Source organism: Bacillus altaicus, assembly GCF_042136375.2.
Classification (GTDB): domain Bacteria; phylum Bacillota; class Bacilli; order Bacillales; family Bacillaceae_G; genus Bacillus_A; species Bacillus_A cereus_U.
The window spans coordinates 220001-234490 of the sequence record NZ_CM143394.1 but is presented as its reverse complement, the minus strand read 5'-3'; the positions used below and the strand labels follow the sequence as shown (position 1 = coordinate 234490).

The following is a 14490-nucleotide window of genomic DNA, read 5'->3' as shown; positions in this document are numbered from 1 at the left end:
TACAAGGTAACTAATGTTGTTGTTCTTGTTTAATGAAAGGTGATTGCGAAGTTGAAAGATGCATTTGTTGAAAAAGTAGATGACTTTGTAAAGCAGCATGATGTATTAAAGAAACATTCAACAATTGTTGTAGGGGTTTCTGGTGGTCCTGACTCTTTGGCTCTTTTATATTATTTGTTAGAAAAAAGGGCAGAAAAACAGCTCGAAATTGTAGTAGCACATGTGGACCATATGTTTAGAGGTAATGAATCTTATGAGGATTTACAGTTTGTACAGGCTCTTTGCAAAGAGCTAGGAGTTATTTGTGAAACGCTAAGGATTAATGTGTCGCAATATCAACAGCAATATGGAATGAATGCACAAGTTGCAGCTAGAGAATGCAGATATGCATTTTTGGAAAGAATAATGAAGAAATATGATGCGAGATATGTAGCTCTTGGTCACCATGGAGATGATCAAGTAGAGACGATTTTAATGCGCCTTGTACGAGGGAGTACTCCGAAAGGATACGCAGGAATTGTAGTGAAGCGATCTTTTCATAATGGATATTTAATTAGGCCGTTACTTGGGGTAACTAAGGAAGAAATTGTTGATTACTGTAATAAATTAAAAGTTATTCCGCGTATAGATCCGAGTAATAAAAAAGAAGTATATACAAGGAATCGATTACGTAAATATGTCCTTCCTTATTTGAAAGAAGAAAATCCACAAATGCATGAGAAATTCCAAAAATTTAGCGTGCAGATGCAAGAGGATGAGGCTTATTTGCAGGAATTAGCTTTTGAGAAAATGAATAAAGTAATTACAAAAAAAAGCGATAAACAAATTAGCTTATCAATTCCTGCCTTTGAATCCATGTCTATGCCTTTACAAAGAAGAGGGATTCAACTAATATTAAACTATCTTTATGAATATAAGATTCCATCTTCGCTTTCTTCTATACATATTGACAAGGTGATTGAATTTTTTAAGCGGGCACAACCTTCAGGTTCACTAGATTTTCCAGGTGATTTGAAAATTGTTCGTACATACGAAGAATGTGGTTTTGGATTTAAACAAGAAATTGTTTCTCCTTTTTCGCAAGATTTATCAGTACCTGGGACAATTATATTGCCGAATGGGGATAAACTTGTAACAGAGGTGAGCGAAGATATACCGAGTAACATGAATGAAACAGTATTTGTTGCTAAGTATAATGATATATCGTATCCACTTCGTATTCGGTCTAGGGAAAATGGAGATCGCATGTCAATGCAAGGTATGGATGGTACAAAAAAGATAAAAGCTGTTTTTATCGAAGCGAAAGTACCAAAAGAAAAAAGAGAAGAATGGCCGATCGTTTGTGACGCAAGTGGAAATATTATTTGGGTACCCTTGTTGAAACGATCTGCATTTGCTACTTCGAAAGGGCTAGCAAAGAAGGGTAAATACCTGATTATTCACTACAAAAGCAAGGAGTCTTCCGGGAGGATAATGAAATGATGAATCAAGATATCGAAAAAGTATTAATTTCTGAAGAACAAATACAAGAAAAGGTGCACGAACTAGGTGCAGTTATTGCAGAGGATTACAAAAATACAGTACCTCTTGCGATTGGTGTACTAAAGGGCGCAATGCCATTTATGGCAGATTTATTAAAGAGAACAGATACATATCTTGAAATGGATTTTATGGCTGTATCTAGCTACGGTCACTCTACAGTTTCGACAGGCGAAGTAAAAATCTTAAAAGATCTTGATACTTCGGTAGAAGGTCGCGATATTTTAATCGTTGAAGATATTATTGATAGCGGTCTTACACTAAGCTATTTAGTAGACCTGTTTAAATATCGTAAAGCGAAATCTGTAAAAATTGTTACGTTATTAGATAAGCCAACAGGCCGTAAGGTTGACCTGAAAGCAGATTATGTTGGATTTACTGTTCCTCATGAATTTGTTGTAGGATATGGATTAGATTATAAAGAGCAATACCGTAATCTTCCTTATGTAGGAGTATTAAAACCAAGTGTTTACTCAAATTAATTAAATATAGGCGTTACAATTGTATAGGAAATTTTTTCTATGTTACGATTTACTATAGTGTTTATGCCGTGAGAGGAGGTTAGGAATGAATCGTATCTTCCGTAATACCATCTTTTATTTACTGATATTCTTAGTAGTAATTGGGATCGTAAGCTATTTTAATGGTTCGACGCAAAAAACGACATCAGTTAGCTACGATAAATTCATTACTCAACTTGAAAAAGGTGAAGTGCGTAATGTGCAGCTTCAACCGAAAAATGGTGTGTTTGAGGTAAAGGGACAATTCAAGACTTCTAGCCAAGGAGAACAATTTGTTACTTATGCACCAAATACTGAGGAATTACAAAAGAAAATTAATGATAAAGCGCAAGGGGCTGAAGTTAAGTATCAACCAGCAGAAGAAACAAGTGCTTGGGTAACGTTCTTTACTTCCATCATTCCGTTTGTCATTATCTTCATTTTATTCTTCTTCTTATTAAACCAAGCTCAGGGCGGCGGTAGCCGTGTTATGAACTTCGGGAAAAGCAAGGCGAAGCTATACAATGATGAAAAGAAAAAAATTCGTTTCAGAGATGTTGCTGGAGCGGATGAAGAGAAACAAGAACTTGTTGAGGTAGTTGAATTCTTGAAAGACCCTCGTAAGTTCGCTGAAGTTGGTGCCCGTATTCCGAAGGGTGTTCTATTAGTAGGACCTCCAGGTACAGGTAAAACTTTACTAGCACGTGCTGTTGCAGGTGAAGCAGGCGTTCCGTTCTTCTCTATTAGTGGTTCTGACTTCGTAGAGATGTTCGTCGGTGTCGGTGCATCCCGTGTACGTGATTTATTTGAAAATGCAAAGAAAAATGCTCCTTGTATCATTTTCATTGATGAAATTGATGCAGTAGGACGTCAACGTGGCGCGGGTCTTGGCGGTGGTCATGATGAGCGTGAACAAACGTTGAATCAATTGCTTGTTGAAATGGATGGATTCGGTGCAAACGAAGGTATTATTATCATCGCTGCGACAAACCGTCCTGATATTCTTGATCCAGCGTTATTACGTCCAGGACGTTTTGACCGTCAAATTACAGTAGATCGTCCAGATGTAAATGGTCGTGAAGCTGTACTTAAGGTACACGCTCGTAATAAACCGCTTGATGAGAATGTCAACTTAAGAGCAATTGCAACTCGTACACCAGGATTCTCTGGTGCCGATCTTGAAAACTTATTAAACGAAGCTGCTTTAGTAGCTGCGCGTCAAGATAAGAAGAAAATTGATATGAGTGACATCGATGAAGCAACGGATCGTGTTATTGCAGGTCCAGCTAAGAAAAGTCGTGTTATCTCTGAAAAAGAACGTAATATTGTTGCATTCCATGAGGCTGGCCATACTGTAATTGGTGTTGTCCTTGATGAAGCAGATATCGTTCATAAAGTAACAATTGTCCCTCGTGGTCAAGCTGGTGGATATGCGGTAATGCTTCCGAAGGAAGATCGTTACTTCATGACAAAACCAGAGTTACTTGATAAAATCACTGGTTTACTTGGTGGTCGAGTAGCTGAGGAGATTGTATTTGGTGAAGCAAGTACAGGTGCTCACAACGACTTCCAACGTGCGACTGGTATTGCAAGACGTATGGTTACAGAATTCGGGATGAGTGATAAGCTTGGACCGATGCAATTTGGTAGCTCACAAGGTGGTCAGGTATTCTTAGGAAGAGACTTCCATTCAGAACAAAACTACAGTGATGCAATCGCGCATGAAATTGATGTGGAAATGCAAGTCATTATTAAAGGCTGTTATGCTCGTGCACAACAAATTCTTACTGAAAAACGAGATAAGCTTGATATTATCGCGAAAACGTTACTTGAAGTAGAAACATTAGATGCAGAGCAAATTAATCATTTATATGATTATGGCAGATTACCTGAGCGTCCAACATCTTCAGATGATGTGAAAGTAAACATCAATATGAAGAAAGACGATGAAGATACAGAAGATAAGTAAGAGATGAAGGAGTGACAATAGTCACTCCTTTTTTTTGTGGAATGAATTTAAGTGGCAAAAGAATTTAACTGAAACTATTATTAAAAATTGAAATAGAGAGTAATCTTTTTGTACAATGATGAGTATAGAAAAACTGATTATATAAGTATGTGTGATATGATGTTTTTATAAGTTTTATACATACTGCACAAATATAGATTAAATAAGATAAGTGGTGAGAATATGATTTTTGTATTGGATGTAGGGAACACAAATGCGGTACTAGGTGTGTTTGAAGAGGGGAAACTTCGTCAGCATTGGCGCATGGAAACAGATCGTCATAAAACAGAAGATGAGTATGGGATGCTTGTAAAGCAGTTACTTGAGCATGAAGATCTTTCTTTTGAAGATGTGAAAGGTATTATTGTGTCTTCAGTCGTACCGCCAATTATGTTCGCTTTAGAGCGTATGTGTGAAAAGTATTTTAAAATTAAACCGCTTGTAGTGGGGCCTGGGATAAAAACTGGCTTGAATATTAAATATGAAAATCCACGTGAAGTAGGCGCGGACCGAATTGTAAATGCAGTAGCAGGAATCCACTTATATGGAAGTCCGCTTATTATTGTTGATTTTGGTACGGCTACTACATATTGTTATATTAACGAAGAGAAGCATTATATGGGTGGCGTCATTACGCCAGGAATTATGATTTCGGCAGAGGCTTTATATAGCAGAGCAGCAAAGCTTCCACGTATTGAAATTACAAAACCGAGTAGTGTTATAGGGAAGAATACAGTAAGTGCAATGCAATCAGGTATTCTTTATGGATACGTTGGACAAGTGGAAGGTATTGTTAAGCGTATGAAGGAAGAAGCTAAGCAAGAACCGAAAGTTATTGCAACAGGTGGATTAGCAAAATTAATTTCAGAAGAATCAAATGTAATTGATGTTGTAGATCCGTTTTTAACGTTAAAAGGTTTGTATATGTTATATGAACGTAATGCAAATTTACAACATGAGAAGGGTGAATAAATAAGTATGAAAGATTATTTAGTAAAAGCGTTAGCGTTTAATGGAGAGGTTCGTGCTTATAGTGTACGTACAACAAATACAGTAAGTGAGGCGCAAAAACGTCATGATACATGGAGAACAGCTTCAGCGGCACTTGGTCGTTCTTTAACTGCGGGTACAATGATGGGTGCTATGTTAAAAGGCGAGCAGAAGTTAACGATTAAAGTAGAGGGTAACGGCCCGATTGGTCCTATCTTAGTCGATGCTCATGCAAATGGGGATGTACGTGGTTATGTAACGAATCCACATGTTGATTTTGAAGGAACGGAACAAGGAAAATTACGTGTATATCAAGCGGTAGGTACAGAAGGATTTGTAACGGTAATTAAAGATATCGGTATGCGTGAACCGTTTATCGGTCAATCTCCAATTGTTTCAGGAGAACTAGGTGAAGATTTCACATATTATTTCGCGGTTTCTGAGCAGACACCTTCTTCTGTAGGTGTTGGTGTTCTTGTAAATGGAGATGATAGCGTATTAGCGGCGGGTGGATTCATTCTTCAAATTATGCCAGGTGCGCAGGAAGAAACAATTTCATTTATTGAAGAGCGTCTGCAACAGATCCCGCAGGTATCACAATTAATCGAACAAGGTCTTTCTCCAGAAGAATTACTGTATGAAGTGCTTGGAGAAGATAAAGTGAAAGTGTTAGAAACAATGGATGTTCAATTTAATTGTACATGTTCACGTGAGCGTATTGAAAGTGTATTAATTAGTTTAGGGAAAGCGGAGTTAGAACAAATTCGTGCAGAAGAAGAAGAGACGGAAGTTCACTGTCACTTCTGTAATGAACGATATAAATTCGCTAAAGAAGATATTACAAGTCTAATTGAGAACCTGCAATAAAGAAGTTTGGGCGGAGAATCAGCCGACCAAATAGATTGACAAATAGGGAATTTTCTGACAAAATCTAAATATAGATAAAACCAATAAAAATACTCGGTGTTAGGAGTGACAGGAATGCGAGTGGCACAATCAGTTTCAGAATTAATCGGGAAAACGCCGATCGTTAAGTTGAACCGCATCGTAGAATCAGACAGCGCAGATGTATACTTAAAATTAGAATTTATGAATCCGGGGAGCAGTGTTAAAGATCGTATCGCGTTAGCTATGATTGAAGATGCTGAAAATAAAGGATTATTAAAAGAGGGCGATACAATCATTGAGCCGACAAGTGGTAACACAGGTATTGGCTTAGCGATGGTAGCAGCTGCTAAAGGATATAAGGCAATTTTAGTAATGCCAGAAACAATGAGTATTGAGCGTCGTAATTTATTACGTGCTTACGGTGCTGAATTAGTATTGACTCCAGGACCTGAAGGAATGGGCGGAGCAATTCGAAAGGCAACTGAATTAGCGGAAGAACATGGATACTTTATACCACAACAATTCCAAAATCAAGCGAATCCAGAAATCCATCGTATAACAACGGGTCCAGAAATCGTTGAACAAATGGGTGATCAATTGGATGCGTTTATCGCAGGTATTGGTACAGGTGGAACAATTACAGGTGCTGGTGAAGTGCTGAAAGAAGCTTATAAAGATATCAAAATTTACGCGGTAGAACCTGCAGATTCACCAGTATTGTCTGGTGGAAAGCCGGGACCACATAAGATCCAAGGAATTGGAGCGGGGTTTGTTCCGGAGACATTGGATGTAGAGGTATATGATGAAATTATTCAAGTGAAAACGGAGCAAGCGTTCGAATATGCGAGAAGAGTGGCTAGAGAAGAAGGAATTTTAGTTGGTATCTCTTCGGGAGCAGTCGTCTATGCAGCGACAGAACTTGCGAAGAAATTAGGTAAAGGGAAAAAGGTACTTGTTATTATCCCAAGTAACGGTGAACGTTATTTAAGTACACCACTTTATCAATTTGAGTCATAAGTGAATTTGATTTGAAAAGCATCCTTAAAAAAAGGATGCTTTTCTTTTTTGATTGGAAAAAGGAAAAGAGTGAATGACTAGAAAACTTCATGTAAAATAAGAAGTAGTATAATTAATTTATTTATTTTCGCTAGCCCTCAAGTATAATCATTCTCTATGTAAATAATTTTATGTAGTTTGAGTTGATTGGCTTAAGAGGGTGGATAACAGAAGACGGGGTGTTGATATGCAACGAAGAAAATCTTTAGCGCTTTCTATTCCATATCAGTTAGATTTCTTTAAGCAATATAAATTTCTTTCTCAGGATAAGCCGCAACATATTTTGTTAGAAAGTGGACGTGGTGGTCGTTATAACATTGTTGGGATGGATCCAGTAGCGGTAATTCAGGGTAAGAATGAGACGTTACATATAAGTGAAAGTGGTAAGGAAACAATAAAGCGAGGGAATCCATTAGATTTAATGCAAGCGTATATGGAGAAATGGAAAACGGATTATAATCCGGAGTACCCACCTTTTCAAGGTGGGGCAATTGGATACTTTAGTTATGATTGTATCCGTTATATTGAAAAACTTTCTTCTCTTGCGAAGGATGATATTAATATACCTGACATATTCTTTTTGTTATTTGATGACGTGTTTGTGTATGATCAACAGGAGAGAGTATTATGGATTATTACGCATTATGTAGATGAGTGTGAAGAGGCAGAAGAGCGATTAAATGAATGGAAGAGTCTTTGGATGAAAGAAGCACCCAAAGTGACTATGCCGTTTGAATGTCCTGAAAAGAAAAATGAAGCAGTCGCTTTTACGGAAGAGGGCTTTATGAAGGCTGTTGAACGTATTCAAGAATATATTGGAGCGGGTGATGTGTTTCAAGTAAACTTGTCGACAAGACAAGAAAGAACATTACAAACACATCCGCTAGAAATATATACAAGTCTTCGTGAAATTAATCCATCTCCATATATGGGTTACTTGGAGTTTGGAGATTTTCAAATTGTTAGTGCTTCGCCTGAATTGCTAATTAAAAAGCAAGGAAAAGAAGTGAGTACAAGACCAATTGCTGGTACGCGCTCTCGAGGAGCAAGTGAGCAAGAGGATGAGGAATTAGCGAAAGAATTAATTGAAAACGAAAAGGAAAGAGCAGAGCATGTAATGCTTGTGGATTTAGAACGAAATGACTTGGGCCGTGTTTGTAAATATGGCACTGTTGAAGTAGATGAATTTATGGTAATTGAAAAATACTCACACGTTATGCATATTGTTTCTAATGTGCGTGGTGAGGTGGAAGCGGATAAAGATGCTTTCGATTTGGTGAAGGCTGTATTTCCTGGTGGGACAATTACCGGTGCCCCGAAAATACGTACGATGGAAATTATTGAAGAATTAGAACCTGTTCGTCGAGGGATTTATACGGGTTCAATTGGTTGGATTGGTTATTCTGGAGATACGGAATTGAATATTGTAATCCGAACACTGCTTGCTAAAGATGGACAAGCGCATGTGCAAGCTGGAGCGGGTATTGTAATTGATTCAAATCCAAAAGATGAATATAAAGAGTCGTTAAAAAAAGCAATCGCTTTATGGCGTGCAAAAGAAAGTAGCGAAGAAACGGTTAGGTGAGAGAAATGATATTAATGATTGATAATTATGATTCTTTTACATTTAATTTAGTGCAGTTTCTTGGAGAACTTGGACAAGAGCTTGTTGTTAAGCGTAATGATGAAGTGACTATTTCGGATATTGAGAACATGAAACCAGATTTTTTAATGATTTCGCCAGGTCCATGTAGTCCTAATGAGGCGGGAATCAGTATGGATGTTATTAAATATTTTGCAGGTAAGCTCCCGATTTTTGGGGTCTGTCTTGGACATCAATCCATTGCACAAGTATTTGGAGGGGATGTTGTCAGGGCAGAGCGTTTGATGCATGGAAAAACATCTTTAATGCATCATGATGGGCAGACAATTTTTTCTGATATTCCAAATCCATTTACCGCGACACGTTATCACTCTCTTATCGTAAAAAAAGAGACGTTACCGAATTGTTTAGAGATAACATCTTGGACTGAAGAAGGTGAAATTATGGCGCTTCGTCATAAAACGTTGCCGATTGAAGGGGTACAATTCCATCCGGAATCTATTATGACTTCTCACGGGAAAGAGTTGCTACAGAATTTCATTCGCAAATATACCCCAAGTGTGACATCGTGTTAATTTACGTAAATGGCACGTATGTAGAAGCGAGTGAAGCGAAAATTTCTCCGTATGACCACGGTTACTTATATGGGCTTGGGGTTTTTGAGACGTTTCGTATTTATAATGGTCATCCCTTTTTATTGGATGATCATTATGAACGCTTAATGGGTGCGCTTGATATATTGCAAATCAAATGGACAATGACAAAAGATGAAGTGATGCTTATTTTAAAGAATCTACTCGTTAAGAATGGGTTAAAGCATGCATATGTGCGCTTAAATGTATCGGCGGGTATAGATGAAATAGGATTACAAACGGAAGTATATGAAGAACCGTCTGTTATTGTTTTTATAAAACCTTTAGCAGCTCCAGGGAATGTAGTGGAAAAAGAAGGAGTTATTTTAAAGCAAGTGAGAAATACACCAGAGGGTGCATTTCGCTTGAAGTCCCATCATTATTTAAATAATATTTTAGGGAAACGCGAAATTGGAAATGTTGTGAATAAGGAAGGTATTTTTCTTACCGAAACAGGTTATGTTGCAGAGGGTATTGTTTCGAATGTCTTTTTGGTTAAAGGAGATATTTTATATACTCCTTCATTAGAAACAGGGATTTTAAACGGAATCACTCGTGCGTTTATTATAAAGGCTGCTGAAGAGCTAGATATAGAAGTAAAGGAAGGTTTCTTTACAAAAGATGAATTGCTTTCAGCGGATGAAGTGTTCGTAACGAACTCTATTCAAGAGATTGTTCCCCTTTATCGTATAGAGGAGAAAGATTTCCCGGGTAAAGTGGGAGTGGTTACAAAAAGATTTATGGATCTTTATGGAGTGCAGAGAGAGAAATTGTGGAGCAGAAATGAATTACGAAGAGGAGATGTGTAGTTTGAAGTGGGATTATGATTTGCGCTGCGGCGAATATACATTGAACTTAAATGAAAAGACATTAATTATGGGGATTTTAAATGTAACGCCAGATTCATTTTCTGATGGTGGGAGTTACAATGAAGTAGATGCTGCAGTACGACATGCGAAAGAAATGAAAAATGAAGGTGCTCATATTATTGATATTGGCGGCGAATCTACTCGACCAGGTTTCGCTAAAGTTTCAGTAGAAGAAGAAATAAAGCGAGTTGTTCCAATGATTCAGGCAGTGTCAAAAGAAGCAAAGATACCTATTTCTATTGATACGTATAAAGCTGAAGTTGCGAAACAAGCGATTGAAGCTGGTGCTCATATTATTAATGATATTTGGGGGGCGAAGGCGGAACCGAAGATTGCTGAAGTTGCAGCTTATTATGATGTGCCTATTATCTTAATGCATAACCGAGATAATATGAACTACCGCAACTTAATGGCTGATATGATTGCTGATTTGTATGAGAGTATTAAAATTGTTAAAGATGCGGGCGTGCGAGATGAGAATATTATTTTAGACCCAGGTATTGGCTTTGCGAAAACACCTGAGCAAAATTTAGAAGTGATGCGTAATTTAGAGCAGTTAAATGTACTGGGTTACCCAGTTCTATTAGGTACTTCAAGAAAGTCCTTTATTGGCCATGTATTAGATTTACCAGTGGAGGAACGTCTTGAAGGAACGGGCGCTACCGTTTGTCTTGGTATTGAAAAGGGCTGTGAGTTTATCCGTGTTCATGATGTGAAAGAAATGGCGCGTATGGCTAAGATGATGGATGCAATGATTGGTAAGGGGGCAAAGTAATTGGATAAAATTTATATCCATGATATGGAGTTTTACGGTTATCATGGTGTATTCCCGGAAGAAAATAAATTGGGTCAGAGATTTAAAGTGGATTTAACGGTGGAGTTGGATTTAAAACGTGCAGGAGAAAGTGATGAATTAGAGCATTCTGTCAATTACGGGGAGCTTTTCGAACTATGTAGAAAAGTTGTTGAAGATAGAACGTATAAGCTTGTAGAAAGTATCGCTGAAAATATCGCTACAGATATATTGAAACAATATGAGAGTATTTCACAATGTACAATTAAGGTAATTAAACCAGATCCGCCGATACCGGGGCATTATCGTGCTGTAGCGGTAGAAATTACGAGAGAACGTCCATGAATAATATAGCGTACATTGCATTAGGTTCGAATATTGGGGAGCGTTATATTTATTTAACTGAAGCAATTCAGTTTTTAAATAAAAACCAGCATATCCAAGTCGATGATGTTTCGTCTGTATATGAAACTGATCCGGTTGGCTATACTGACCAAAATTGCTTTTTAAATTTAGCTATAAAAATTTTTACCAATTTATCACCGCAAGAATTATTGAAAGTAACACAAAAGGTAGAGAATGATCTAGGGAGAAAAAGGGAAATTAGATGGGGCCCGAGGACTATCGACCTTGACATTTTACTATATAATCAAGAAAATATTGAAGCAGAGAATCTTATTGTTCCGCATCCGCGGATGTTCGAAAGAGCTTTTGTTATCGTTCCGTTGTTAGAGATTAATCAAGATATAAAACAAAACATTTCACGTTCACAAGTAGAAGAAATGAAAAGGCGAGAGGGAGTAACGGTATGGAAGCAGAAAAATGGGGAAGACGCATTCGTGCTTTTCGAAAGCTAAAAGGCTATACGCAAGAAGGTTTTGCGAAAGAATTAGGGGTATCTGTATCGGTTTTAGGTGAAGTTGAGAGGGGCAATAGATCACCTTCCCAAGATTTTGTAGTAGAAGTCGCTAAAACATTAAACGTTTCAATAGACGAATTGATGCCAAAGTGACCGTAAAGGAAGGAGTAAGTCGGGTGTTAAAGATTGCAAATATTAAGATGAAAAATCCAGTTGTACTAGCACCAATGGCGGGAGTGTGTAACTCTGCATTCCGTTTGACAGTAAAAGAATTTGGTGCAGGTTTAGTTTGTGCTGAAATGGTAAGTGATAAGGCAATATTACTTAATAACAAAAGAACATTAGATATGTTATATATCGATGAGAGAGAAAAGCCATTAAGCTTACAAATTTTTGGTGGAGAGAAAGAAACTCTTGTAGATGCTGCGAAATACGTAGATAAATATACGACAGCAGACATTATTGATATTAATATGGGTTGTCCGGTGCCGAAAATCACTAAGTGTGATGCGGGAGCGAAATGGCTCTTAGACCCAAATAAAATATATGAGATGGTAGCGGCAGTTGTAGATGCTGTTGAAAAACCAGTTACAGTTAAAATGCGTATTGGTTGGGATGAAGATCATATTTTTGCAGTTGAAAACGCTAGAGCTGTTGAGCGTGCTGGTGGGCAAGCGGTAGCAGTTCATGGACGTACACGAGTGCAAATGTATGAAGGGAAAGCGGATTGGGATATTATTAAACAAGTAAAGCAATCTGTGAATATCCCGGTTATCGGAAATGGTGATGTGGAAACACCGCAAGATGCAAAGCGTATGCTTGATGAAGTTGGTGTAGATGGAGTTATGATTGGCCGCGCTGCTCTTGGAGACCCGTGGATGATTTATCGTACGGTAAAGTATTTAGAGACAGGCGAATTAATGCCGGAACCAACAGTGCGTGAGAAAATTGATGTATGTATGCTGCATCTAGATCGTCTTATCGATTTAAAGAACGAGAATGTCGCTGTAAGAGAGATGAGAAAGCATGCAGCTTGGTATTTAAAAGGTGTTCGTGGTAATGCAAGTGTGCGCAATGGTATCAATATTTGTAACACACGTGAAGACCTTGCGAATTTATTAGGTGCATTTGTAGAAGAAGTAGAAGCGAAACAACAAACAATTTACGTTGGTTAATAAGGGGGCATAGGAGATTGACATTCTTCTATACACTTCCTATAATTACGTGAAAGAAAGAAGAACTGCCAGTTAGTTGCTGGCAGTTTTTCTAGTTGAGTAGAAAATGCTATACTGTATATATTATAAAATTTAATAGAGCTGGAGTGATATCAATATCATGGATAACATGAACCACGAAGAATTAAACGACCAATTGCTTGTTCGTCGTGAAAAGTTACATAACTTACGTGAACAAGGGATCGATCCGTTCGGTAAACGATTTGAACGCACAAATTCAACAACTGACTTAGTAAGTCTATATGGAGAATTCTCTAAAGAAGAATTAGAAGAGAAAGCAATCACTGTTTCTATCGCTGGTCGTATTATGACAAAACGCGGTAAAGGAAAAGCGGGATTTGCGCACATTCAAGATTTACAGGGGCAAGTTCAAATTTATGTTCGTAAAGATACTGTTGGAGACGAAGAGTACGAGTTATTTACGACAGCAGATTTAGGTGACTTAGTAGGTATTGAAGGTAAAGTGTTCAAAACAAACGTTGGAGAACTTTCAGTAAAAGTAACAGGATTTACACTTTTAACGAAATCTCTTCGTCCATTACCGGATAAATACCATGGATTAAAAGATGTTGAACAACGCTATCGTCAACGTTACTTGGACTTAATTACAAGTATGGAAAGCCGTGAAACATTCGTTACTCGTAGTAAAATCATTCGTGAAATGAGAAGATATTTAGATGACAACGGTTATCTTGAAGTAGAAACGCCTATGATGCACGCGATTGCAGGTGGAGCGTCTGCTCGTCCTTTCACTACACACCATAATGCGTTAGATATGGAATTATATATGCGTATCGCAATTGAACTTCATTTAAAACGTCTTATTGTGGGCGGATTAGAAAAGGTTTATGAGATCGGCCGTGTATTCCGTAATGAGGGTGTATCAACTCGTCATAACCCCGAGTTTACGATGATTGAATTATATGAGGCGTACGCTGATTATAATGATATTATGAAACTAACAGAAAATATGGTTGCTCATATCGCGAAAAAAGTATTGGGTACAACAACAATCCAATATGGTGATTATGAAATTAATCTAGAACCAGAATGGACACGTCTTCATATGGTAGATGCAATTAAGCAACACTCTGGAGCGGATTTCTGGAATCCAATGAGTGTAGAAGAAGCGCGTGAACTTGCAAAAGAACATAATGTAGAAATTAAGAATACAATGGAAGTTGGTCATATTATTAATGAATTCTTCGAACAAAAAGTAGAAGATAAATTAATCCAACCAACATTTATTTACGGTCATCCGGTAGAGATTTCACCACTTGCGAAAAAGAATGATGAAGATCCGCGATTCACAGATCGTTTCGAATTATTCATTGTTGCTCGTGAACATGCGAATGCATTCACTGAGTTAAATGATCCAATCGATCAAAAGGAACGTTTTGAAGCTCAATTAAAAGAGCGCGAGCAAGGTAATGATGAAGCTCATATGATGGATGATGACTATATCGAAGCTCTTGAGTACGGTATGCCTCCTACGGGTGGATTAGGAATCGGTATTGA

15 protein-coding genes (1 of these 15 running past the window's edge) are annotated in these 14490 nt (G+C 37.7%); all 15 read left to right on the top strand.

Going from position 1 to position 14490, the window contains the following annotated elements; all coding sequences use genetic code 11:
* The first annotated feature begins 51 nt into the window (after positions 1-51).
* On the top strand, positions 52-1482 hold the full coding sequence (tilS, locus tag ACE38F_RS01285) for a tRNA lysidine(34) synthetase TilS (protein WP_375371359.1): 1431 nt from the start codon (positions 52-54) through the stop codon (positions 1480-1482).
* Positions 1479-2021 (top strand): hypoxanthine phosphoribosyltransferase, encoded by a 543-nt coding sequence (gene hpt / locus ACE38F_RS01280; RefSeq protein WP_002124550.1) that lies wholly within the window; start codon positions 1479-1481, stop codon positions 2019-2021. Before tilS ends, hpt begins: the two co-directional genes overlap by 4 nt.
* Positions 2022-2106: 85 nt before the next feature.
* Positions 2107-4008 carry an ATP-dependent zinc metalloprotease FtsH gene (ftsH, locus tag ACE38F_RS01275; RefSeq protein ID WP_215554946.1) on the top strand — a complete coding sequence of 634 codons (1902 nt, stop codon included), beginning with the start codon at positions 2107-2109 and terminating at the stop codon, positions 4006-4008.
* 222 nt (positions 4009-4230) lie between these two features.
* Positions 4231-5019: a type III pantothenate kinase gene (locus tag ACE38F_RS01270; protein WP_375371360.1), complete on the top strand. Its 789-nt coding sequence runs from the start codon at positions 4231-4233 to the stop codon at positions 5017-5019.
* Between the two features lie 6 nt (positions 5020-5025).
* The gene (hslO, locus tag ACE38F_RS01265) at positions 5026-5904 is read left to right on the top strand and encodes a redox-regulated molecular chaperone HslO (protein ID WP_375371361.1); all 879 of its coding nucleotides are present in this window, start codon (positions 5026-5028) and stop codon (positions 5902-5904) included.
* Between the two features lie 114 nt (positions 5905-6018).
* Positions 6019-6942, top strand: coding sequence for a cysteine synthase A (gene cysK, locus ACE38F_RS01260; RefSeq protein WP_375371362.1), 924 nt, complete (start codon positions 6019-6021; stop codon positions 6940-6942).
* A 226-nt stretch (positions 6943-7168) separates the two neighbouring features.
* Positions 7169-8566 carry an anthranilate synthase component I gene (gene trpE, locus ACE38F_RS01255; RefSeq protein ID WP_375371363.1) on the top strand — a complete coding sequence of 466 codons (1398 nt, stop codon included), beginning with the start codon at positions 7169-7171 and terminating at the stop codon, positions 8564-8566.
* 5 nt (positions 8567-8571) lie between these two features.
* The gene (gene pabA, locus ACE38F_RS01250; RefSeq protein ID WP_215554950.1) at positions 8572-9159 is read left to right on the top strand and encodes an aminodeoxychorismate/anthranilate synthase component II; all 588 of its coding nucleotides are present in this window, start codon (positions 8572-8574) and stop codon (positions 9157-9159) included.
* Positions 9153-10025 (top strand): aminodeoxychorismate lyase, encoded by an 873-nt coding sequence (pabC, locus tag ACE38F_RS01245; RefSeq protein WP_375371364.1) that lies wholly within the window; start codon positions 9153-9155, stop codon positions 10023-10025. Before pabA ends, pabC begins: the two co-directional genes overlap by 7 nt.
* Positions 10000-10860 carry a dihydropteroate synthase gene (gene folP / locus ACE38F_RS01240; protein ID WP_375371365.1) on the top strand — a complete coding sequence of 287 codons (861 nt, stop codon included), beginning with the start codon at positions 10000-10002 and terminating at the stop codon, positions 10858-10860. The genes pabC and folP overlap by 26 nt, the downstream gene beginning before the upstream one ends.
* Complete coding sequence (gene folB, locus ACE38F_RS01235) at positions 10861-11223, top strand: dihydroneopterin aldolase (RefSeq protein ID WP_375371366.1); 363 nt, start codon at positions 10861-10863, stop codon at positions 11221-11223.
* A complete protein-coding gene (gene folK / locus ACE38F_RS01230) occupies positions 11220-11735 on the top strand; it encodes a 2-amino-4-hydroxy-6-hydroxymethyldihydropteridine diphosphokinase (protein WP_215554953.1) in 516 nt (171 codons plus the stop codon). The genes folB and folK overlap by 4 nt, the downstream gene beginning before the upstream one ends.
* Entirely contained in the window at positions 11687-11890 is a 204-nt protein-coding gene (locus tag ACE38F_RS01225; RefSeq protein ID WP_002009706.1) for a helix-turn-helix domain-containing protein, read from the top strand. The genes folK and ACE38F_RS01225 overlap by 49 nt, the downstream gene beginning before the upstream one ends.
* Before the next feature lie 23 nt (positions 11891-11913).
* Entirely contained in the window at positions 11914-12912 is a 999-nt protein-coding gene (dusB, locus tag ACE38F_RS01220) for a tRNA dihydrouridine synthase DusB (protein ID WP_215554954.1), read from the top strand.
* A 160-nt stretch (positions 12913-13072) separates the two neighbouring features.
* Positions 13073-14490, top strand: partial view of a lysine--tRNA ligase gene (gene lysS / locus ACE38F_RS01215; protein ID WP_002107326.1) — the 5' portion only. 82 nt of this gene lie beyond the right edge of the window; only the first 1418 of its 1500 coding nucleotides appear in the window; its start codon is at positions 13073-13075; its stop codon lies beyond the right edge, outside the window.

Bases quoted from the DNA above. Each gene is read 5' to 3' on its own strand.
- folK (WP_215554953.1), top strand. From the start codon at position 11,220: ATGAATAATATAGCGTACATTGCATTAGGTTCGAATATTGGGGAGCGT.
- ftsH (WP_215554946.1), top strand. From the start codon at position 2,107: ATGAATCGTATCTTCCGTAATACCATCTTTTATTTACTGATATTCTTA.
- pabA (WP_215554950.1), top strand. From the start codon at position 8,572: ATGATATTAATGATTGATAATTATGATTCTTTTACATTTAATTTAGTG.
- hpt (WP_002124550.1), top strand. From the start codon at position 1,479: ATGATGAATCAAGATATCGAAAAAGTATTAATTTCTGAAGAACAAATA.
- hslO (WP_375371361.1), top strand. From the start codon at position 5,026: ATGAAAGATTATTTAGTAAAAGCGTTAGCGTTTAATGGAGAGGTTCGT.
- trpE (WP_375371363.1), top strand. From the start codon at position 7,169: ATGCAACGAAGAAAATCTTTAGCGCTTTCTATTCCATATCAGTTAGAT.
- cysK (WP_375371362.1), top strand. From the start codon at position 6,019: ATGCGAGTGGCACAATCAGTTTCAGAATTAATCGGGAAAACGCCGATC.
- ACE38F_RS01225 (WP_002009706.1), top strand. From the start codon at position 11,687: ATGGAAGCAGAAAAATGGGGAAGACGCATTCGTGCTTTTCGAAAGCTA.
- folP (WP_375371365.1), top strand. From the start codon at position 10,000: ATGAATTACGAAGAGGAGATGTGTAGTTTGAAGTGGGATTATGATTTG.
- ACE38F_RS01270 (WP_375371360.1), top strand. From the start codon at position 4,231: ATGATTTTTGTATTGGATGTAGGGAACACAAATGCGGTACTAGGTGTG.